The organism is Salinactinospora qingdaonensis, from assembly GCF_039539445.1.
GTDB classification, from domain to species: Bacteria; Actinomycetota; Actinomycetes; order Streptosporangiales; family Streptosporangiaceae; genus Salinactinospora; species Salinactinospora qingdaonensis.
In genome coordinates this window covers 103,735-124,813 of sequence record NZ_BAABDD010000008.1, presented here as the reverse complement: position 1 = coordinate 124,813, position 21,079 = coordinate 103,735, and the positions used below count along the sequence as shown (strand labels likewise).

Genomic DNA, 21,079 nt, shown 5'->3' with positions numbered 1-21,079 from the left:
CGGGGCTCAGCCCGCGCGGCGCCGGCGGTCGAGGAAGTCGTGGACCACATAGCTGCCCAACCGTGCTGTGTCGGGCCGCACCACCCGGCCCCCGTTGCGGCGCGCCACTTCGTCGACGAATTCTTCCAAGCGCGGGTCGTCGGCGAGCAGGAAGACGTTGAGCGCCGCCCCGCGTCTGGTCATCCGGTCGACTTCGGCCAGGGTCAGCGCCGTCGTGTCCTGCGACGGCGGCCATGTGAACGTCGCCTCGCCGTCGCGTTCCAAGTGAGCGGTGGGCTCGCCGTCGGTGACGATCAACACGATGGGCTCGAAGTCGGAGTGGCGGTCGAGATGGCGCCCGGCCAGCAGCAGCGCGTGCTGCAAGTTGGTGCCTTGGACCGGCTCCCACTCCAGCTCAGCCAGGCTCTCGGGAGCGAGCTCCCGCGCGTAGGCGTTAAACCCGATCACCTGCACCGCATCCTGCGGGAAACGTGTGGTCACCAGGGAGTGCAGTGCCATCGCCGTCTGCTTGGCGGTGCCCCACAGGTCGCGGCGCACCATGGAGTAAGACAGGTCGACGAGCAGGCACACCGCCGAGGCGTCGCGCCGCTCGGTCTCGGCCACCTCGAAGTCGTCGGCGCGCAGCCGCAACCGGCCCGGCGGGTCGCCGGGCGCGCGGCCACGGGTGGCGGCGTTGGCGAGCGTGCGCACGACGTCGAGCGGCTGCTCGTCACCGAAGCGCCACGGCCGGCTGGCCCCGGTCAGCTCTCCGGCCTGCCCCGAGTCGGCGGTGGAGTGCTGGCCGGGGCGGGCCACCGGCGAGGTGGCGAAGACCTCGCGCAGCGCGGTCTCTCCGAGTCGGCGCACGGCCTTGGGGGTCAGCTCCATGCGGTCGCGGCTGCCCCGCAGGAAGCCCTGGTCGCGCAGTTCCCGCTCCAGTTCGCGCAGCCGCGCGAGATCGTCGACGGCCGAGCGTCCCAGCGCGCGGCGCACGGCCTCCTCGTCGATGTCGTCCAGTCCCGCACCGGCGTAGTCCTGGCTCAGCGCCGTGTCGAGCTCGGCCAGCTCTCCGAGCTCTTCCAGGGCGGTCGTGGCATCACCCATGCCCATGCCTTCGGCGCCGTCCATCTCTTCGGTGCCCGACCAGGCCAGGTCCGGGCGACGCGATCGCAGCGCCCCCGAGAGCCGCTCCATCGCCTCGGTCAGCCCGGCCTCGGCCATGGTCTGGCCCATGAGGTCGGACAGTTCGGCCCGCTGCTCAGGGGTGAGCGAGTTCATCATCCGCTGCGCCGCCGCGGCCCGCTGCGCCAGCGAGTCGACAAGCTCGCCCAGGTTGCGTGGGTTGTCGGGGAAGAAGTCGCCGTATTCGGCCATGAAGCGGTCGAAGTCGGCCTGGGTGTGTTCCCCGCGGTCGTCGGCTTCCAGCATGGCGTTGAGCGCCTCGACCATCTCGCCCACCCGACGCATGTCTTCGGGCGAGCCGTTCGTCAGCGCCTCTTTCATCCCGCGAAACTGCGAGTCCAGGATCTCGCGCCGCAGCAGATCGCGCAGCTCCGCGAAACTGCGCCGTGCCGCTTCGGAGCGCCACTCGTAGTCGGCCAGGCGCCGCACCGCCGCGGCGGTGTCGGCGGGCAAGCTGTCGAGTTCGGATTCGCGCAGTCGCGCGTCGTCGGAGGGGTCGGGGAACAGTTCGGCGCGTTCCTGCCCCACCGCGCGATCCAGCAGCGCGCGCGCCTGTTCCAGCGTCCCGTCCAGCCGTCCGCTGGAACGCAGCCGTTCGCGCCGCTCGCGCACCTGGCGCAACAGGTCGTCGAGCCCGGACCTGCCCTGGGTGCCGCGGCGCAGCAGATCGCGCAGCGCTCGCAGGGGCCGGGCGCCCTCCATCACCGAACGGCCGAGCTCGTCGAGCGCGGCCCGTACGTCATAGGGCGGGGCGAGTGGATCGGGTCCGTCGTCGTACTCGCCGTAGCGGAAACGGCTCATCGCGGATAGCTCCCTCGGCTCTCCGGAGCGGGCCGCCGGCCCGGCCTGGTCAAGTCCGGTAAACGGTGCGGTCCTCGACGGTGTCCTTGGACAGCCGCCGGTTCAGATAGAGGCCTTCCAGCGCGAACTCCACCGCGGCGGCGGCATAGCCCGGAGTCTCGCCGGCGTCCTCGTCCTCGGGGGCGACCCGGGCCACCAGCTCAGCCAGCCCCGCCATGGGGCCCACTCGGTGCAGCAGCTCCATGCCGTCGACCAACTCGCCCGACTCCACCGAGGCGCCTTCGGAGAAGCGGTCGATGAGCCCGCCGAGGTCGACTCCGCCCAGCGTGCGCCGGAACGTCTCGGCAGTGGCGCGGCGCAGCAGGTGGTGGAGTACCTCCTCCTCGCGCCCCTCCTCACCGACCTCGAACTCCACCTTCCCCCGCAGGGTCTGGAGCATCGGCGGCAGGTCACACACCCGCGCCACCGGGTGCTCCTCACCCACCAGCGCGGCGCGGCGCGCCGCCGAGGCGGCCACGTTCTCGATGGCGGCCACGGCGAATCGCGCCGAGACCCCGGAACGGTCGTCGACAGCGGGCGACTCCCGTACCAGCCGCGCGAAGGTCGCCACGATCTCCAACAGGTGGGCCGGCACCGCCGGTCCGTGCGCCAGATCGGCCTCCTGCGCGATGAGGGCCATCTCGTCGGCCAGCTCCGGCGGGTAGTGGGTGCGGATCTCGGCGCCGAAGCGGTCCTTCAACGGGGTGATGATGCGACCGCGGTTGGTGTAGTCCTCGGGGTTGGCACTGGCCACCAGCAGCACATCGAGCGGGAGCCGCAGCGCGTAGCCGCGGATCTGCACGTCGCGTTCCTCAAGGACGTTGAGCAGCGCCACCTGGATGCGCGCGGCGAGATCGGGCAGCTCGTTAAGGCAGAACACCCCGCGGTTGGCGCGGGGCACCAGCCCGTAGTGCACGGTCTGCGGGTCTCCGAGACTGCGCCCCTCGGCCAGCCGAACGGGGTCGACGTCGCCGATGAGGTCGCCCACGCTGGTGTCGGGCGTAGCGAGCTTTTCGCCGTAACGGTCTTCGCGGTGGCGCCAGGCCACCGGCAGTTCTTCGCCGGCCTCAGCCGCCAGCGCGCGGCATTGGGCGCATTCGGGCGCGTACGGATGGTCGTTGATGGGGCAGCCGGCCACCACGGGACTCCACTCGTCGAGGAGCCCGACCAGCGTGCGGATCAGCCGAGTCTTGCCCTGGCCTCGCTCGCCCAGCAAGACGACGTCGTGGCCGGCGAGCAGCGCCCGCTCCAGATGGGGCAGCACGGTCGTGTCAAAACCGACGATGCCGGGAAAACGCCGGTCACCGTCGCGCATCCGGCGCAGCAGGTTCTCGCGGACCTCGTTTTTCACCGAACGGTGGACGTGTCCCGAGGAGCGCAGCGCGCCAAGGGTCGTAGGGGAGGAGCCGGAAGAGTCACTGGGGTGTGAAGTGGCAACGGACACGAGATCGAGTCTACGCATGCCGGCCAAGCGCGCCTATGGCTCTTGTCACTCCCGGCTGGGAGGCGGCCCGCCCGGAACATGACGAAATAGGAAGAGGCTCACGGGGGTTTCAGGGGATGTGGTTGCGAGTATGGTCCCAGCGACGGCACCGCGACTCGCACGGCCGCGACGACGACAAGGAGGCGACGGTGGCCCGTTTCGGCGACGCCCTGGCCACAGGTACCGACCTCGTGAGCGCGGCCGAACGCGCCGCCCTCGACGCGCTCGCCCAACTCGACGAGGCCGCCGACCTGATGTGCGTCTTTGTCAGCGGCACCGACCCCGAAGAGGTGCGCCTCGCCGGTGAGCGCGCCATGTCCCTGGCGGGCGGCGCCACCACCATCGGGTGCAGCTCCACCGGTGTCATCGGCGGTGGCCGCGCCGTCGAAGAGCAGGGCGGAGTCAGCGTGTGGGCGGCGGTTCTGCCCGAGGTCACCATCACGCCCTTCCAGCTCGACGCCGTCCCGGAAGAGGACCACATCGCCGTCATCGGCATGAGCGAGCCCTCCCCCGACGATCGCGCCATGCTGCTGCTCACCAACCCGTACGAATTCCCGGCCCACTCCTTCGTCCGGCGCTCGACCGAGGCGCTGGGCGGCCTGCCCATCGTCGGCGGCCTCGCCGGCGGCGTGCACGGCAGGGAGTCGGTCCGGCTGTTCTTGCAGGGCCACTTCGCCGACAACGGCGCCGTCGGGCTGCTCCTGGGCGGGCGCGGTGTCGTGGGCACCACCGTCAGCCAAGGGTGTCGGCCGATCGGTCCCGCAATGGCCGTCACCAAGGCCGAGGGCAACGTCGTGCTGGAACTCGCCGGCACACCGGCCTATGAACGGTTGGAGAGCCTGGTCAACTCCCTTCCCGAGCAGGAGCAGGATCTGGCCGCCCAAGGGCTGCACATCGGTATCGCTATGGACGAGTACGCCGATGAGTACGAGCGCGGCGACTTCCTCATTCGCGGCGTCATCGGCGCCGACCCCGAGATGGGCTCCATCAGTATCAGCGACGTTGTCGAGGTCGGCCAGACGGTGCGGTTCCAGGTCCGCGATACCGACACCGCCGAGGCCGACCTGATGGAGCGGCTACGCGCCTTCAGCGCAGGTACCGGTGCTCGCGCCTCAGCGGCGTTGCTGTTCTCCTGCAACGGCCGGGGCGCCACCATGTTCCCCTCGGCCGACCACGATGTTCGGTGCGTGCGCCAGGCGCTGGGGATCAGCCCGGTCACCGGCTTTTTCGCCGCTGGCGAGATCGGGCCGGTGGCCGGTCGCAACCATGTCCACAGCTTCACCGCCTGCCTGCTGGCGTTCGAGCACTGAAAGGCGAGGGGCCGGTTCGCCGGGCTCGTCTGCCGGGCGGCGGTCTTAGGAGTCGCGGGTGCGGATCACCAGGGTGTGGCACATCTTGTCGTGCAGCGCTTGAGCGCGCGACGTGTCGGCGAGCACCCAGGCGCAGTCGATGAGCAGGAACACCCACCCGATGACCCACACCGAGTGGGGCAGGCCGAACACGGCGGCGCGTCCGGCCGTCTGCCCCTGTCGTACTCGGCCGCCGTCAGTACGGACCACCTTGAGTCCCAGCAGCGCTTTGCCGAGGGTTCTGCCCCACGCGATGTGGCAGAACCAGTCGTAGAAGAACACCACGAGACCCAAGCCGAAGAGGATCAGCACGCCCACGGCGGTGTCGAAGTCCTCGGAGGTGTAGTGCCGCGCTGAGGGTTCTATGAGGAAGACACCGATGAGGAGGACGAGCAGCAGCACGAACGCCAGGACGCTCACAGCGATGCCGTCGATGAGCCGCGCGCCCAGCCGAGAGCCGAAGCTCGCGATTCTCGGCCCGGTGGCCATCCCCGCGACGCCGGCCTGCCACCCGCCCGCGCCGTAGGGCGGGCGAGGAGGCTGGCTCGGGGGTGGCGGGGGGCCACCATAGGAGGAAGGTGGGTACTGCCAGGGTTGGTTGCTCACCTGAGCATTATCTGCACACCACCGGCGTACCGGAAGGTGAATTCTCCGATAGCTGCTCCCCGCTGGCGTCTTATCCCCGAATGACGCAGGTTTTGCCCGCTTTGTCGTGGATCGCCTGCTGGTAGGGCTGGTCCCACAGCGGCCACAGGCCGTCGAGCAGGCCACCGAACGGGATACACGCCATGCCCGCGAAGACGAGGTAGCGTAGCGCTGCGGCGCCTGCACTGGGCGGCTGTCCGGTCGCCAACGAGACCGCCCTGATCCCGACGGCGGCCTTGCCCAGTGTCTTGCCCCAGCGCATCGTCGGTAGCCAGAAATAGCAGAACTGTCCGAAGAGCGACAGGCCGATGGCGACCACGAGCAGCACGAAGAAGACGGGCGGCAGCGTGTCGCTGTCCATGCCTGTCGGATCGATGGCGAAGCTCAATCCCGTGGCGCCCAGCGTGGTCACGAACATCAGCGCATAGACCAGGATGACGCTGACGATGGCGTCGATGATGTAGGCCCCCAAGCGCAGGCCCCACGTGGCCAACTCTGGCCCTTGGGCCGGGCCGTAAGGCGGCTGTTGGGGGGAGCCGTAGCCCACGGGCTGGTACCCGCCGGTGGCGGGAGGTGGGTAGGGGGTGCCTGCCGGGGGCCCCATCTGGGGCTGGGGGCCGTAAGAGCCGTAAGAATCGTGCACGGTGATCGATGTTCCTTTTGTGGTTACTGCGAACCGCAAAATTGTGTCGACAACCGGACCGAATCGTCCAATGTGCCGCACGCTCGCTACCCAACGCGGAAGGGGGTGGCCGAGAGCCACCCCCTTCCCGCATGTCGCCTCGGGACTCTAGGCCTCCCCGTAGGGAACGGCGTCGATGATCTCGACCGTGGCGTTGCGCCCGTTGGGCAGGGGATAGGTGACTTTCTCACCGATCTTCTTGCCGTTGATGGCGCCGCCCAGTGGCGACTTGGGGGAGTAGACATCGATCGGTGCGCCGCTCTCCTCACGCGAGGCGAGCAGGAAGGTGACCTCGTCGTCGTCACCCTCGAATTTGATGGTCACGGTCATACCGGGACCGACGACACCCGCGCTTCGAGGAGCCTCGCCGACACGCGCATTATTCAAGATCTGCTGCAATTGAATGATGCGCGCCTCGATCTTTCCCTGCTCCTCCTTGGCGGCGTGGTAACCGCCGTTCTCACGCAGGTCGCCCTCTTCGCGCGCGGCTTCGATCCGATCGGCGATCTCGATGCGACCAGGTCCCGAGAGGTGCTCCAGCTCCGCTGTGAGCCGGTCGTACGCCTCCTGCGTCAGCCAGGTGACGTTGTCATCGCGGGTCTCGGTCACGGGAACTCCCTCGTGCATCTAGGGACTGCGTCCCCTCTCGAACGCAGTTGAACTTACGAGATTAGCACCGTGCCCTCCGTCCACCAGGGTTATGAAACCCTGCCTCACCAGGCCACGAGCGTGCCACCGTCGCGCTCGTGCGCGGGTTATGCCCCTAAGGATCGCTGGTGACGCGCTCGGGGAACCGGCGGCGCTGCCGGTGAACGGAGGAGTAGTGCCAGCTAAACGGTGTGGGGATTACGGGCAATCAATCTGCGGCTTCGCTATCTCGACCCTGTTCCCTGCATGAGACGACTTCAACCGTTGCCGCTTGCCTGATCGTCTCGATCTCCGCCCGTACCGTGTGCAGCCCCGGGTTGACGGAGACCTCTTTTTGTCCCACACGCACATGCCGGCTGTCGGTGGCGGTGATCAAGCACAGCGCTGGCTTGGCTGTGTTGACCTCGAAGCTTATGGCCGCCTGCTCGGCTGAGTCGACCTGCCATGTCAGTGTCTGATACGACACCTGCCCGAATGTGCCGCTGTAGTTCATCAGCGCGATCCCCCAACCAACGGTGAAGACAGTCGCCACGATCACCGCCATGAAGAAGAACACCGGACGGTTCCCGAGACGACGCTGTCCTTGGGGCCGCTCGGTGTCGGATGTGGAGGTGCGGGGTGTGGACGGCATACGGGAATCTCCGAACGTGGGATCTACGTTGTCTAAGATAGCTCCGGCTCAGCAGGTGCCGCGTCGCCCATACCGGAACTTGCTCCGGCCTCAGGCCATCGCCGGGCCGCCATGCCGGAGCAGTTCACATCGGCTTCACTACTCACCCGAGGGATTCTTCCGTGCCCGAGCGCTTGCGACTAATGGCTGTGCATGCCCACCCCGATGATGAGTCCAGCAAGGGCGCAGCGACGATGGTGCGCTACGTCAATGAGGGAGCCGAGGTGCTCGTGGTCACTCTCACAGGTGGCGAGCGTGGTTCTATCCTCAACCCTGCTATGGACCGGCCCGAAATCCGCGAGAACATCGCCGAGGTGCGCCGTGACGAGATGGCCGAGGCCCGCCGTATTCTCGGCGTCGAGCAAGAGTTCGCCGGCTTCGTCGATTCCGGCCTGCCCGAGGGCGACCCCCCGCCGCCGCTACCCGAGGGGTGCTTCGCACTGCAACCTTTGAACGTCGCGGCCGAGCCCCTGGTGCGCTCGATCCGCTCCTTCCGCCCCCACGTCGTCACCACCTACGACGAGAAGGGCGGCTACCCCCACCCCGACCACATCATGTGCAACAAGGTTTCCGTCGAGGCGTTCGAGGCCGCCGGCGACCCCGACCGCTACCCCGAGTCCGGTCAACCGTGGCAGCCCCTCAAGCTCTACTACCACGTTTCCTTCCCCCGCCAACGCTTCAAGCGCATCGCCGAATTGATGGACAAGCGGGGATTGGAGAACCCGTTCGCCGACTTCATGGAGCGGATCAAAGAGCGTAAGCTCACAGAGTGGGAGATCACCACGCAGGTCGAGTGCGACGAGTACTTCGAGACGCGCGACCGCGCCCTCATCGCCCACGCCACCCAGATCGACCCCAACAGTTTCTGGTTCGCCGTGCCGCTCGACATTCAAAGCGAAGCCTGGCCCTATGAGGACTACCACCTGGCCCGCTCGCTGGTCGACACCGATGTGCCCGAAGACGACCTCTTCGCAGGGGTGCGCGAAACGGTGGAAACATGACAGGTATGAACGCCTTAGCGATCGCGCTCGCCGACAGCGAGGTCATGGCCGACACCGTCACACCTGGCGTGCTCGGTTTCCTGATCGTGGCCGCCATCGGCGCAGCGCTGTACTTCCTCATGAAGAACATGCGTAAACACATGCAGATAGCGCGCTCCAGCGACTTCGCCCAGTCCACCGGCCGCGACAGCGACCACGACAACGACCAAGGCTGACGCGCTTTTTTAGCCCCGGCGCCTCCAACGGCGCCGGGGCGAGGAACTGCTCGCGTGCAGCGCTGCCCGCACCGGTCGGCGCTTGGCGTCGGCAGACGCGCGCCGCGGCCACACGCTCCGGCCATCCGGACCCGAACGCGAACCAACGCGGGGCGGCGTGTGTCGTTGCGAATTCCTCGGGCAGAGTGGGGGCATGTCGAATCGTCTCGCCACGGCCACCAGCCCCTACCTGCTCCAGCACGCCGACAACCCGGTGGACTGGTTTCCCTGGGGCGATGAAGCGTTCGCCGAGGCACGGCAGCGCGACGTCCCTGTCCTGCTCTCCGTCGGCTACGCGGCCTGCCATTGGTGCCACGTCATGGCACACGAGTCGTTCGAGGACCCGCAGACCGCGGAGTTGATGAACGCCAATTTCGTCAACGTCAAGGTCGACCGGGAGGAGCGCCCCGACGTCGACGCCGTCTACCTTGAAGCCACCCAAGCCATGACAGGCCAGGCCGGCTGGCCTATGACCGCCTTCCTCACCCCCGAAGGCGCACCTTTCTACTGCGGCACCTACTTCCCCCGCGACCACTTCCACCGTCTCCTGGCCGGCGTCACCCAGGCGTGGAACAACAAGCGCGACGACGTCCTTGAGCAGGGCCGCCGGATCGTCGATGCGCTCGCCGCGCCACGCACCCCGGGAACCGGGCCGGCCCCCACCTCCGAAGACCTTGACGAGGCGGTGCGCGTCCTCGCCGATACCTACGACAACGTCAACGGTGGCTACGGCACCTCCCCCAAATTCCCGCCAGCCATGGTCATGGAGTTCCTGCTGCGCCACCATGCCCGCACCGGCGGTGCCGATACCGACACCTCAGCCCTGCACATGGCCACCCACACCGCCCATGCCATGGCCCGGGGCGGGATGTACGACCAGCTCGGCGGCGGCTTCGCTCGGTATTCGGTCGATGCCCAGTGGATCGTGCCCCACTTCGAGAAGATGCTCTACGACAACGCGCTCCTCGCCCGCGCCTACGCCCACCTGTGGCGCGCCACCGGCGACGAGACGGCCAAGCGAGTGGCGGTGGAGACGTGCGACTGGATGGTCGCCGACCTGCTCACCCCCCAGGGCGGCTTCGCCTCTGCCCTCGACGCCGACAGCGAGGGGGAAGAGGGGCGCTACTACGTGTGGACCCCTGCCCAGCTGCGTGAGGTCTTGGGGCCCGACGACGGGGCGTGGGCAGCCGAAGTGTTCGGCGTCACCGAAGCCGGCACGTTCGAGCGCGGCCGTTCCGTGCTGCGCCTGCCCGAAGCGAGCCGTCCGCGGGAAGAACCCGAGCGCTACGCCCGTGTGCGCGCCCAACTGCTCGCCGCCCGCGCCACCCGCGTCGCCCCCGCGCGCGATGACAAGGTGGTAGCGGCCTGGAACGGGCTGGCAATCGCGGCTCTGGCCGAGACGGGGGCGCTGTTAGCGCGCCCGGATCTGGTGGAGCGCGCCCGCGCCACCGCGCGGCTCCTCACCGACCTGCACATCCGTGACGGTCGGATCGTGCGCACGTCACGCGACGGCGTCGCTGGGGACAGCGCCGGCGTGCTGGAAGACTACGCTGATGTCGCCGAAGGTCTGCTCGTGCTGCACGGCGTCACCGGCGAGCCGGAGTGGGTCGCCACGGCCGGCGAGCTGCTCGACGCGGTGCTGCGCCACTTTCCCGACGGCAACGGCGGCTTCTACGACACCGCTGACGACGCCGAGGCCCTGTTCAACCGCCCCCAGGACCCCACCGACAACGCCACCCCCTCGGGCGCGTTCGCGGCTGCGGGCGCCCTGGCCAGTTACGCGGCCCTCACCGGGTCCCCGCGCCACCGCGACGCGACTGCCGCGGCGTTGGCGCCGGTCACCACACTGGCCCGCAAGGTGCCGCGCTTTGCCGGGTGGGGGATGGCAGTCGCCGAGGCTTTCCTTTCAGGGCCCCTGGAGATCGCGGTGGTCGGCTCCGAGGCCGATCCCGACACCGACAGTCTGCACCGTGCGGCCCTCATGGCTGTGGCCCCTGGCGCCGTGGTCAGCCGCGGCGACGGTCACGACGATAAGGGGATCGGGCTGCTCCGTGATCGCCCCTTGGTGGCGGGCCAGCCGGCAGCCTACGTGTGTACCGGTTTCACCTGCCGAGCTCCCGTGACCACCGTGGCGGAACTCCGCGAGGAGGTTGGTGCGGCCTAGCCATACGCTGGGCGCCCTTCCGGAGGCAGTCTCGTCAGCCCGTCAGGGGGCCGTGGGGCGGGGCCGTATGGGGCTGGGACCGTGGCGTCCTCCCGACCCCAGGGCGACGGGGAGAACTCGGCTCTCATCGTTACCGGATGTGTGCTTCTCCCGGTAGCGAGCGAGACCGAACGGGAAATACGAGAAAAAACCGTTGACTTGCTCCCCGTGGTGAACGAGGGGGGTTCCGACTGTGCCTGAGGGGACGGTTCCGCTCACGAGGGCTGCCTCACGGCAGCGGTTTCCCGCTTGGTCGCCGACTGCGGACGGGAGGTCCCGTGCCGTCTGCCACCGGTTCCACAGGCCTCGCCCGCGTGGTCGCGGGCTGCGGCTCGACCAGCCGCAACGACACCGCCGACACCTCGGACAAAACCCCAACTCGCCGGTCTTCTTCCACCGGCTCAGCGCCGCATCGGTCCGAGCATAGGAGGTCTGCTCGCCGCGTTCGTGCCAGGCGGTGTGGCGCTGGGCCAGGGTCGTGTGCCACATCAGCCGCACACACCCGAACGTGCGCCCCAACGGGGCCGCCTGCTCGGGGGGCGGACAGGCCCGGCGCTTGTACGTCATCCGCACCTCCCGCTTGTACAGAAGGAAACGACATGAACACACCACGCACCGGATTTCTCCCCGACATGAAAGCCGGGGCATCCCCCGGAAGAAACGGTGAACCTGGCGCGGCCCGCGTGCGTGTAATTGGAGAAAGGACGGGCTGTCGACAGGAGAGGGGCCAGTATGGGAGATAGCAACCATTCCTTCAGCGCGGCGCGCCAGGACCACGACCCCGGTTCCTCCCAGCAGGGGCGGGCCGGTGGCGGACCCGCTACGGCCGCCACCGCTGGAAGCGGTGTCGAGGAGCTGGTCAGGCGAGCGCGCGGTGGGGACCGCCGGGCGCTGGAACTCCTGCTGCGGCGGATTCGGCCGGAGGTCTTGCGTCGCTGCGCTCGTTTTTTGCCCTATCGGCAGGACGCCCAAGAGGCGTGCCGCCAGGCGCTCGCCCGCGTCGCTTCCGGGATCGAACGCTGCGCTGACGATTCGCGGTTCACCACCTGGCTGTATACGGTGGTGTCGAACTCGGCGCGCCAGACCTACCGGTCGATGAAGCAGCGTGCCGCTGTCGCGCCCGCTGAAGCCGGGCGGGCACCATGCCAGCGCGATCCGCGTACCACCAGTGTCATCGCTGGCTCGCGCGTGGAACTGCTGGATGTGCTCGACCAGTTGGAGCGGGAGCGTCCCGGCCTCGTGGCGCCACTGGTGCTGCGGGATCTCTGCCAGATGGACTACAGCGAGATCGCCGCTGAGCTGCGGGTGGCTCCGAACACGGTCAAGGCGCGGGTCCAACAGGGGCGCAACCTCGTGCGGAGATCGCTGGCCATGACATAGTCCGGTGAGCGGCCTATGGTAGAGGAGCCCCTGTCGCGTGGAACATCGGGGCCCGCGTTCCGTTGGCAGCCAGCGCTCTCGCGCGCGGGCGCATGGTCGTGCCCGGGCCTTCGCTCGTCATCCCTTTTCGAAGGCTCCTCTCAATACCAGCGAAAGGTAGCTTCTCATGGGGCTGCGTGATCCCCTGTACTGGCTCTACGAGCGGCGTCTGGAGCGCAAGCTCGGCAGCTACGAGATCCCCAAACATGTCGGCGTCATTCTCGACGGTAACCGCCGTTGGGCCAGGACGAGCGGACTCGCCAACATCAACAAGGGGCACCAAGCCGGAGCGGAGAAGATCTTTGAACTGCTCGGCTGGTGTAACGAAGTGGGTGTGCAGGTCGTTACGATGTGGCTGCTGTCCACGGACAATCTCTCCCGCCCCCGCGAGGAGCTCGACCCCCTGCTGCGCATCATCGAGGACACGGTGCGCAGGCTGGGCCGCGAGGGGTGGCGCGTCAACCCTATGGGGGCGCTGGATCTGCTGCCCGATCCCACTGCTCGTGCCCTGAAAGAAGCCGCTTCGGCCACATCCGGTTACCCGGGCCTGATTGTGAACGTCGCGGTTGGGTACGGAGGTAGACGTGAGATCGCCGATGCGGTGCGGGCGCTCTTGTACGCCGAGTCGGCCAAGGGCACCAGCATCGAGGAGCTCGCCGAGCGCCTCGATTCGGAGCACATCGCCCAGCATCTCTATACCCGTGGCCAACCCGACCCGGATCTGCTTATCCGGACCTCGGGAGAGCAGCGCCTGTCTGGCTTCCTGCTCTGGCAGAGCGCGCACTCGGAGTTCTACTTCTGTGAGGTCTTCTGGCCCGCATTCCGGAAAGTGGAATTCCTGCGCGCACTGCGCTCTTATGGCGCGCGGAATCGACGTTTCGGCTCATGAGCGAGGCTGTACCCCTCCCCACACCGCTGTCTACCGGAAGGTCATCGCAGTAACCCGCTGTTCACGCATCGGGCTTTTCCAGGGGCTTGCTCTTTGTTCCGAGCCGGGTACCGTCGAACACAGTGGATGGTGCGCATCCATCCGCTCGGGAGGCCCCGACTCATTGCTAGTTCTGGTTTGTGCGGAACTTAATTTGACGAGGGCCGGTCCCGGCCCTTGCGGGGCTGGTCCCGGTCCTTGGAATCCCGTGAGTCGAGGGCGCCCCCGCGGCGCTCAAGGGGAGAACGAGTGGCTAGTACCTCGATCCACCGCCGCGACCTTCCGTACCCCACCCCCTCGCTTGAGGGGGAGCGGCGCACCTACGTGCTCGACACCAGCGTGTTGCTGGCCGATCCCATGTCGATCACCCGTTTCGCTGAGCACGAGGTCGTCCTACCGATCGTGGTCATCACCGAGCTTGAGAGTAAGCGCTACCACCCCGAGCTCGGGTACTTCGCGCGTGAGGCGCTGCGCAAGCTAGACGATCTCCGGATCACCCACGGCAGCCTTGACGTTCCGGTTCCGGTCAACCCTGAGGGCGGCACTCTTCGCGTGGAGCTCAACCACAGCGATCCGAGCATTCTGCCTGCGGGTTTTCGCCTCGGCGACAACGACACCCGGATACTGACGGTCGCGCGCAACCTCGCGGGCAAGGACGGGGAGGCCGCCGAGGTCATCCTGGTCAGCAAGGATCTGCCCATGCGGATCAAGGCCGCTTCGATCGGGCTCGACGCCGACGAGTACCGCGCCGAGCTGGCCATCGAGCATGGCTGGACTGGCATGGCCGAATTGGAGGTTCCCGCCCACGAGGTGCAGGAACTCTTCGACAACGGCACTGCCGACATTGAGGCGGCCCGTGACCTGCCGTGCCACACCGGGCTCATGCTCCTGTCGGAGCGGGGCAAGGCGCTGGGACGGGTGCTGCCCGACAAGTCGGTGAAGGTGGTGCGCGGCGAACGCGACGTGTTCGGCCTGCACGGGCGCAGCGCCGAGCAGCGCATCGCCCTCGACCTGCTCACCGATCCCGAGGTCGGCATCGTGTCGCTGGGCGGACGCGCCGGAACCGGCAAGTCGGCGCTTGCCCTGTGCGCCGGGCTGGAGGCCGTACTGGAACGCCACCAGCACCGCAAAGTCGTGGTGTTTCGCCCGCTCTACGCGGTGGGTGGCCAGGATTTGGGCTACCTGCCCGGCAGCGAGTACGAGAAGATGTCGCCGTGGTCGCAGGCTGTCCACGACACCCTCTCGGCGGTAACCAACCAGAACGTCATCGACGAGGTGATCGACCGCGGGATGCTGGAAGTCCTGCCGCTGACGCACATCCGGGGCCGCTCGCTGCACGACTCTTTCGTCATCGTCGATGAGGCGCAGTCACTGGAACGTGGCGTGCTGCTGACCGTGCTCTCTCGAGTCGGGGAAAACTCCCGTGTGGTGCTCACCCACGACGTCGCCCAACGCGACAACCTGCGCGTGGGCCGCTACGACGGTGTCGTGGCGGTGATCGAGAAACTCAAGGGTCACCCGTTGTTCTCCCACATCACCCTGAACCGCTCCGAGCGCTCGCCCATCGCGGCGCTGGTCACAGAGATGCTGGGCTCCTGACCCGCGCGCCCGGCCGCGCCGCTCCCGGCGCGGCCGGGCCCCACCACGGCCGAAGCTGTGGGGAGCCGTTTCCCTTCTTTGGGAGCGCGGTCGCCGCGCGCAGCGCCGCCGCCCGGCCCGTGGTCGGCTCCTCCGGCGCCCGGCCCCCGAAGGACGCCGCCCCCTCCGCCGGTGTCCCGGCGGGCGCCGGAGGAGGTCAATCCATGTCGCTCAGTACGCGGCCCAGCCGCCGCAGGTCGCGCAGCCGCCGCTCGTAGCGGGCACCGACCAGCAGCAGCGCGACCCCCGCGGCGCCCACGGGTATCCAGTTCGGCAGCGCCACCACGATCTCCCACAGCGGCGGCCCCACCGCCTTGCCCGTGGCCAGCACCAGCACCACACCGCCGATCAGCAGCGGTGCCTGGAGCCGCCAGCGTGCCCCACACAGCGTCACTGTCAGCGCCACCGCCCCCAGTGCCGCCACCCGCCACGGTTCGGCCGGTACCGCGTAGCCCACCACCAGCCCGGGCACCAGCAGCAGTCCAAGGCCGGGGCCGTAGGCCAGCCACGTGCTCGTGCCGGTCCGGCGCCGCCGCCACTCTCGCCCCACCGCCAGCGCGGCCAGCGCCGGAAGCGCGGTGTAGGGCTCGGGGGCCGCCACCCCCACCCATCCCAGGAACAGCCACAGCGCGGCCAGCAGCAGCGTCGCACCCACCACACCGAACCACCAGCGGCCCTGCCGCGCCGCGCCCGCCAGGGCGATCGCCCCCAGACACGCCAGCGCCAGGCTCGTCAACTCCAGTCGGGTCCCGCCCGCGAAGGTCAACGCGATCGAAGCCGCCGCGAGCACGCCAAGCGACACCTCCGCGGCCACCACAACGGAGCGCTCCAACCGCACCACGCCGATCGTCGCCATGACAGCGGCGATCACCGCGATCGGCGCCAGCGCCGCCACGTCCGCCCGCGCCCCCAGCGCCAACGGCAGCGTCAGCGCGAACGCCCCGGTGGCCACTGTGGCGACCGCGGTGGCCCCCGCCACGAACGCCACCGGCTGCGGCAGCCTCTCGACGCCGGCGCGCCCCGTCTCGGCCATGAACGAGCACAGAGCCGGCCCCGTAGCGGCGATCACCGCCACCATGCCCAGCGTTACCAGCGTCGCCGGCCGCTCGGCCAGGCCCCACGCCACTGCCATCGACGCCGGCCACAGCGCCGCACCCCCCGACAGCGCGGCCAGCCTCGGCCGGGTGGTGAGCGTGCCCGCCCCCACCAGCGCGGTCGCCACGAACAACAGCCACCCCAACGCCACCCCGTAGGTCAAGCCCACCGTGGTCGCGTAGGGCGCCAACACCGGTGTGGCCAGCAGCACTGCCGCATGCGGCAGCAGCCGCGGCCGGCGGCCTCGCACCAGCAGCAGCGCCCCCAGCGCCACCGCGGCCACCACCACCGGCAGCGACGCCTCACCGTTCACGGCTGCCGCCCCCGGAGTCACCACCTCATCGGCGGGAGTGAGCATCCCCGCAGCGCCCGTCCCACGCCACACCGCGCTCAACCACGTGTACGGGCCGACCAGCACCAGCAGCAGTCGGTCGGCCACTGTGGCCAGCGCCACAGCCATCGTCGCCACGCCCACGCCGGCGAGCACCGTCGCCGCTCGCCGGCGCAGCGAGACCGTCAACGCCAGCAGCACGAGCGCCGCTCCGGCCCACACCAGCCCCGGCGAGGCCGGTGACCCGGCCCCCAGCATCGGAGCCAAGACCACCGTGGCCAGACCACCCCCGATCAGGCCGCCCCGCTGGTGCGGCCGTTGCCGTAGCGCGTCGATCCGCGCCACCGCCGCCACAGCCCCCGCCAAGGCCAACGCCAGGAACGGCTGCCGCCGCGGGTCGGCGCTCACCCCTGCATAGGGCAGTGCCGCCGAGCACGTCAGTACGGTCACAGTCACCCCGAACGCCGCCAGCGCCGTAAGCGACCGGACGGCGCCGGGCGCGCTCTGCCTGGTCCCGGCCGTGAACAGGGTCGCGGCGAGCACCGCGGCCCCGCTGACGCCGCTCAGGACCGCGATCGTGCGCACCGGATCGGTCAGCGCCCAGCCCGCTCCCAGTAGCGCCACGGCGGCGCCGGTCCACACAGCCGCGTGCGCACCCCAGCCGCCGGCCGCGGTCGCGCGCAGCCACAGCAGAGTACTCGTGGCCACGAGGATCGCCAGCCCAGCATCATGGGCCACCGGCAGGTGTGTCACCAGCAGCGGCGCCATCGCCCCCGCCGCGACGATCGGCGCCGTCGTCCCCACCCGGTGCCCGCGCCCCACGGCCGGCGCCATCGCCACGACCAGCAGCGCCACGGCACAGCTCAGCAGGAACACCGGCCCCGCCGGGGCACCGGCCATCGCCAACCCCTCCGCCCCCGTATCGCCGCGCCACGGGTCCATCACCGTGGACAGGGGGCCGGCCGCTGTCGCGGCGATCGCGGCGGCAACCACCAGCAGCGCGCTAACCGCGGTCCCGCCGGCGCTCGCGGCCAGCACCATCCGCGTGCGCGCAAGCCGCCACCGGCGCAGCCGCGCCGCCCCGCCCGGGAGCCGGTACCCGGCCGGTCCGGTGAGCCGCTGGGCCCCGAGCGTGCCCTCCGCCGCGGGAGCGTCGGCGGCGCCGGGGGAGTGCCCCCACCCTCCGCTGTCCGCCTTGCCCGCAGCGAAGCGGTCGCGCTGCCACCACTGTGCCTGCGTGTGGGTCGCCGCAACGAGCGCCAGGAGAGCGCTGACCGCCACCGGCAGCGCTGCCATGGGGGCGCTGCCGCTGCCCGCGGCCACGCTCACCGCGACCGTCGCCGGCAGCACCGCCGCCGCGTCGAGGGCCCCGACCTGGATTCCGCGCCGGCGTCCCAGCGCCAGGATCGTGGCTGTCCCCACGGCCAGCGCCGCCACCGCCAGCATCGCCAGCGCCGGCACCCCCGCCGTGGGCACCCCCAGAACCATCGCGGCCGAGGGCGGCGACGACGCGAGGAACCCGGCACCCACCAGGGCGGTCACCAGCGTCACCGCCCCCGCCGCGCAACCGGCCCGCAGCCGCGGCGCCGTCGCCGGCACCCCCGCGGTCACGGTGGCTGCCGCGAGACACGACAGCACTGCGATCGTCGCTGCGGCACCACTCAGCCCGGCGCCGACAGCCAGCACCGACACCGCCCCCGCCAGCAGGGCGGCGCTGTCGCGGCGCGCCCCCCATCCCATCGGCGTGTCGCGGTCGGCCGCCACCGCCACCGCGATCCCCCCGACAGCCACAGCCGTAACCAGTGCGACTGTGCCCCAACCGGGCAGCCACACCGCCCCAACCAGTCCCACCAGCGCCGCCAGCGCCGCGCAGTCGAACAACCAGTCGCTGCGCGTCCGTCGCCACGCGCCCCAGCCGGCGACCGTGGCGGCAACGAGCACGACGGCGGCTGTGACCCCGGCATCGGGCTGTCCCTCCGCCACCGTGATCACAGTCCCCTGCCACGGCGATCCGAACCACAACAGGTGCCCGACCGTGGCGTGGATCAGCAGCGGCAACGCCAGCGCCGTCGTCGCGGCCAGCGCGCAGCACGCGGCGACCTCCGCGCCGCGGCGCGTCTCGCCCTGTAGCCGGGCCGCAGCCACTGTTATGGCGGCTCCCGAGGTCGCCAGCGCCGTCACCGTCCAGCCGGCCGGCAGGGGGCTGGCAGCCGTCAGCACAACGGGAACGGCACCCCACGCCAGCATGGCCGCGCACCAGAACGCCGCTCGGCCACGCGCGGCTCCGGGCAGCGCCAACGCGGCGGCGGCGCCGGCCAGCACCAGCGCCGTCGCCGCCGCAAGAGCGGCCGGGGAGGCCAGGGGGACGGCCGTGCCGGGAGCCGCCATCGCGACGTATCCGGCCCGCGCCAGTAGCCACACGGGCCAGGCCGTCCCCAGGCACCCGGTCACCGCGGCCAGGCCAAGCGCCAAAGAGCGCAACCGCCCCCGCCCCAGCCACCGGGCCAGCGCCACGTCCCCCAAAGTCGTCAGGAGCACGGCGGTCGGCACCCACGTGGTGTCGGTGCCCAGCGCCGCCATAGCCAGGACCGTCACTGGCTGGGCCAGTACCACCGCCACCGCGCGCGGACCACGCAGCCGGACCCGCCACCCGTAGTAGCCCAGGAGCCCGGCGATGAGGGCCGCCGCCGTGGCGGCGTAACCGAACGGGTCGAGCCCCGATCCGATGAACCGCCATAACGCGAAGGCATCCAGGGCCAGGAGCACCGCGGCCAGGGCCCCAGCGGTTTCGGCGGTGGCACCCATGCCGCGCCGGCGCAACGGCACGGCACAGGAGGCGGTCGCCACCGTGACCCCTGCCAGGATCGCCGACTGGCCCCCGATACCGATGCGATCCCAGGTGACCACGGTGAACACCACCGCGGCGATCGCTACCAGCAGCCCGCCCAGCGCCAGCAGCGTGTTTTGCACCGACCGCGCCGTGATCTCCCGGGGTGGGCGCGGCGCGCGCCCTGCCGCCGGCGCGTCGGCGAGTGGTGGGGCCGGTGGCGCCGCCGGCGCGGCGACCGGTGCGGAGGAGCCGGCTGGGGCGTGTCGCGCCGGCGCTCCCTGGGCCTCGTGCGCTGCGGTGGCGCTCCGGTCGCGAGCGTGGGAGACAGCGGCGCGGCGAGCGGCGCGTTCGGCGCGCAGCCGTTCCAGGAGCGCGGCGTGCTCCGCTAGCAGGTTCGCTCGGTCCCGTTCAAGCCGGTACAGCGCGTCCGTCACCTGGAGTAGCCGCGCGGCCTCGCGGCCGGCCAGCGGCAGCCCGCACGTGCGGCAGTCCCCAGCCGAAGGAGGCACGGGGGTCGCGCACTCCGGGCAGCGCGGAAGAGGCGGGGAGGCGTTCATACCTGCCACGCTGCCAGCCGGCACGAGCACGCACCATCGTGTCGAGTACTCAGATCGCGTGAGTACCCCATCTCACCGCATTTTCCTTAACATCACAATATGTAGTTATATGCTAGGCAAAAAGGGTATTAATGTTCACTTTAGGTAGTGTGACATATATCATGGGCAGTTTTGTGTTACACGTCCGTGATCGTGCTGCAAGGTAGGCTTCGGCCTACCAAGGCCCCAGCGCGCGGGCTCGTAGCCTGCCCCCAGCGATTCGCTCTCCCGTGCGCGGCGATCTCCAGCGCTACCCCGCCCGCCGGCGGCAACAGCACGCTCCCCCTGAGAGCGTTCCCCTCGCGTCGGAGATCGTGCCACCCCCTCCGGCAAGCGACACGCGAAAGGCAGTTCCCTTGCTACGTAACGCCTTCCCGCTCCGTTCTCGCCGCGGGCGAGATCGCGCCACCTCTCCGGGCAAGCGGCGAGCGAAAGGGCAGTTCTCGCTGCGGAGCGCTCTCTCCCTGGCGTCTCGCCGGGGCAAGAAACGTGTCGCCTCGGCCAAGCGAGGCAGCGGCGGACGGTTCCTGCCCCGCACCCGGGGCACGCTGTGGGCCGTTACCGCCGCCGCCTCGGTCATGGTGGTGGCCGGCGCGGTGCTCGCCGCGATCGTCCTCATGGGAGACATGGACACCACCCCGGGCTCCGAGCAGGCGGCGGCCGACATGCGGGCCCTTCCCACCGTCTCGGAATCCGCCGCCTCGGAGTCCCCCTTCTTCCCCAAAACCCAGGAGACGGCCGAGGAAAACCTGGCCGCGCGCCTCGACGAAGCCAGGAAGAAGCGCCAGGAGGCCGTCGACTCCGCTAGGAGCGGCGCTGCCGCCGACGTCGCGGCCGAGCAGGAGGAAGAAGAGGAAGAGCCCGAGGAGGACACCGGCTCCGACGACACCGACGGCCCCGAGTACTCCGGTGACCCCAAGAGCATCGCCCAGGCCATGCTCGCCGACTACGGCTGGAGCGCCGACCAGTTCAATTGCCTGGAACCGCTCTGGGAGAAGGAGAGCAACTGGGACCACACGGCACGCAACCCCAGTTCGGGCGCCTACGGCATCCCGCAGGCCCTGCCCGGCTCCAAGATGGCCACGGCGGGCGCGGACTGGCAGACCAACCCGGCCACACAGATCGAGTGGGGCCTGGGCTACATCTCAGAACGGTACGGCACCCCCTGCGGTGCCTGGGAGAAGTCGCAGACCGACGGCTGGTACTGACCGCCGGCCGGCGCCCGCCGCTGGATGCGGTCAACAGCGCTGCGCAGGCCCCGCGCTCGGTGAGGGCGGTTGCGGGGGAGCGCCGGGCGCTTTGACCA

At 70.0% G+C, this 21,079-nt stretch carries 16 protein-coding genes; 8 read left to right on the top strand and 8 right to left on the bottom strand.

The genetic code is table 11. The features are described from left to right. Nucleotides 1–6 precede the first annotated feature (6 nt). Both ABD848_RS10880 and ABD848_RS10875 read right to left on the bottom strand, forming a co-directional pair. On the bottom strand, nt 7–1,962 hold the full coding sequence (locus tag ABD848_RS10880; protein WP_344970528.1) for a vWA domain-containing protein: 1,956 nt from the start codon (nt 1,960–1,962) through the stop codon (nt 7–9). A 49-nt stretch (nt 1,963–2,011) separates the two neighbouring features. Continuing rightward, nucleotides 2,012–3,445 carry an ATP-binding protein gene (locus ABD848_RS10875; RefSeq protein ID WP_425567496.1) on the bottom strand — a complete coding sequence of 478 codons (1,434 nt, stop codon included), beginning with the start codon at nt 3,443–3,445 and terminating at the stop codon, nt 2,012–2,014. A gap of 188 nt (nt 3,446–3,633) precedes the next feature. Here ABD848_RS10875 and ABD848_RS10870 point away from each other — a divergent pair, with 188 nt between their 5' ends. Further along, entirely contained in the window at nt 3,634–4,794 is a 1,161-nt protein-coding gene (locus ABD848_RS10870) for an FIST signal transduction protein (RefSeq protein ID WP_344970742.1), read from the top strand. Between the two features lie 45 nt (nt 4,795–4,839). Here the strand turns inward: ABD848_RS10870 and ABD848_RS10865 are convergent, their stop codons facing one another. From ABD848_RS10865 to ABD848_RS10850, 4 genes are all read right to left on the bottom strand, one after another. Then, nucleotides 4,840–5,439 carry an RDD family protein gene (locus tag ABD848_RS10865; RefSeq protein WP_344970523.1) on the bottom strand — a complete coding sequence of 200 codons (600 nt, stop codon included), beginning with the start codon at nt 5,437–5,439 and terminating at the stop codon, nt 4,840–4,842. 70 nt (nt 5,440–5,509) lie between these two features. Continuing rightward, nucleotides 5,510–6,121 (bottom strand): RDD family protein, encoded by a 612-nt coding sequence (locus ABD848_RS10860; RefSeq protein ID WP_344970520.1) that lies wholly within the window; start codon nt 6,119–6,121, stop codon nt 5,510–5,512. 147 nt (nt 6,122–6,268) lie between these two features. Then, nucleotides 6,269–6,769, bottom strand: coding sequence for a transcription elongation factor GreA (gene greA / locus ABD848_RS10855; RefSeq protein ID WP_344970517.1), 501 nt, complete (start codon nt 6,767–6,769; stop codon nt 6,269–6,271). A 247-nt stretch (nt 6,770–7,016) separates the two neighbouring features. Next, nucleotides 7,017–7,439: a DUF4307 domain-containing protein gene (locus tag ABD848_RS10850; protein ID WP_344970515.1), complete on the bottom strand. Its 423-nt coding sequence runs from the start codon at nt 7,437–7,439 to the stop codon at nt 7,017–7,019. A 161-nt stretch (nt 7,440–7,600) separates the two neighbouring features. Between ABD848_RS10850 and mca the strand changes: the two genes are divergently transcribed. The 3 genes from mca to ABD848_RS10835 all read left to right on the top strand — a co-directional run bounded on the left by mca (nt 7,601) and on the right by ABD848_RS10835 (nt 10,897). Next, entirely contained in the window at nt 7,601–8,479 is an 879-nt protein-coding gene (gene mca / locus ABD848_RS10845; RefSeq protein WP_344970511.1) for a mycothiol conjugate amidase Mca, read from the top strand. After that, nucleotides 8,476–8,694: a hypothetical protein gene (locus tag ABD848_RS10840; RefSeq protein ID WP_344970510.1), complete on the top strand. Its 219-nt coding sequence runs from the start codon at nt 8,476–8,478 to the stop codon at nt 8,692–8,694. Before mca ends, ABD848_RS10840 begins: the two co-directional genes overlap by 4 nt. A gap of 193 nt (nt 8,695–8,887) precedes the next feature. Then, nucleotides 8,888–10,897 (top strand): thioredoxin domain-containing protein, encoded by a 2,010-nt coding sequence (locus tag ABD848_RS10835; RefSeq protein WP_344970508.1) that lies wholly within the window; start codon nt 8,888–8,890, stop codon nt 10,895–10,897. A 42-nt stretch (nt 10,898–10,939) separates the two neighbouring features. Here the strand turns inward: ABD848_RS10835 and ABD848_RS10830 are convergent, their stop codons facing one another. Further along, on the bottom strand, nt 10,940–11,503 hold the full coding sequence (locus ABD848_RS10830; protein ID WP_344970505.1) for a helix-turn-helix domain-containing protein: 564 nt from the start codon (nt 11,501–11,503) through the stop codon (nt 10,940–10,942). A 165-nt stretch (nt 11,504–11,668) separates the two neighbouring features. Between ABD848_RS10830 and ABD848_RS10825 the strand changes: the two genes are divergently transcribed. The 3 genes from ABD848_RS10825 to ABD848_RS10815 all read left to right on the top strand — a co-directional run bounded on the left by ABD848_RS10825 (nt 11,669) and on the right by ABD848_RS10815 (nt 14,882). Then, nucleotides 11,669–12,316, top strand: coding sequence for an RNA polymerase sigma factor (locus ABD848_RS10825; RefSeq protein ID WP_344970503.1), 648 nt, complete (start codon nt 11,669–11,671; stop codon nt 12,314–12,316). Between the two features lie 166 nt (nt 12,317–12,482). Next, nucleotides 12,483–13,244: an isoprenyl transferase gene (locus tag ABD848_RS10820; RefSeq protein ID WP_344970500.1), complete on the top strand. Its 762-nt coding sequence runs from the start codon at nt 12,483–12,485 to the stop codon at nt 13,242–13,244. 288 nt (nt 13,245–13,532) lie between these two features. Further along, a complete protein-coding gene (locus ABD848_RS10815; protein ID WP_344970498.1) occupies nt 13,533–14,882 on the top strand; it encodes a PhoH family protein in 1,350 nt (449 codons plus the stop codon). Between the two features lie 196 nt (nt 14,883–15,078). On the opposite strand, the gene ABD848_RS10810 is transcribed toward ABD848_RS10815, so the two are convergent. Beyond that, entirely contained in the window at nt 15,079–19,734 is a 4,656-nt protein-coding gene (locus ABD848_RS10810; RefSeq protein ID WP_344970497.1) for an SCO7613 C-terminal domain-containing membrane protein, read from the bottom strand. A 395-nt stretch (nt 19,735–20,129) separates the two neighbouring features. Here ABD848_RS10810 and ABD848_RS10805 point away from each other — a divergent pair, with 395 nt between their 5' ends. Further along, nucleotides 20,130–20,981, top strand: a complete 852-nt coding sequence (locus ABD848_RS10805) for an aggregation-promoting factor C-terminal-like domain-containing protein (protein ID WP_344970495.1) — start codon at nt 20,130–20,132, stop codon at nt 20,979–20,981. Nucleotides 20,982–21,079: the final 98 nt, after the last annotated feature.

Bases quoted from the DNA above. Each gene is read 5' to 3' on its own strand.
- ABD848_RS10880 (WP_344970528.1), bottom strand. From the start codon at position 1,962: ATGAGCCGTTTCCGCTACGGCGAGTACGACGACGGACCCGATCCACTC.
- ABD848_RS10850 (WP_344970515.1), bottom strand. From the start codon at position 7,439: ATGCCGTCCACACCCCGCACCTCCACATCCGACACCGAGCGGCCCCAA.
- ABD848_RS10840 (WP_344970510.1), top strand. From the start codon at position 8,476: ATGACAGGTATGAACGCCTTAGCGATCGCGCTCGCCGACAGCGAGGTC.
- ABD848_RS10835 (WP_344970508.1), top strand. From the start codon at position 8,888: ATGTCGAATCGTCTCGCCACGGCCACCAGCCCCTACCTGCTCCAGCAC.
- ABD848_RS10830 (WP_344970505.1), bottom strand. From the start codon at position 11,503: ATGACGTACAAGCGCCGGGCCTGTCCGCCCCCCGAGCAGGCGGCCCCG.
- ABD848_RS10825 (WP_344970503.1), top strand. From the start codon at position 11,669: ATGGGAGATAGCAACCATTCCTTCAGCGCGGCGCGCCAGGACCACGAC.
- ABD848_RS10820 (WP_344970500.1), top strand. From the start codon at position 12,483: ATGGGGCTGCGTGATCCCCTGTACTGGCTCTACGAGCGGCGTCTGGAG.
- ABD848_RS10810 (WP_344970497.1), bottom strand. From the start codon at position 19,734: ATGAACGCCTCCCCGCCTCTTCCGCGCTGCCCGGAGTGCGCGACCCCC.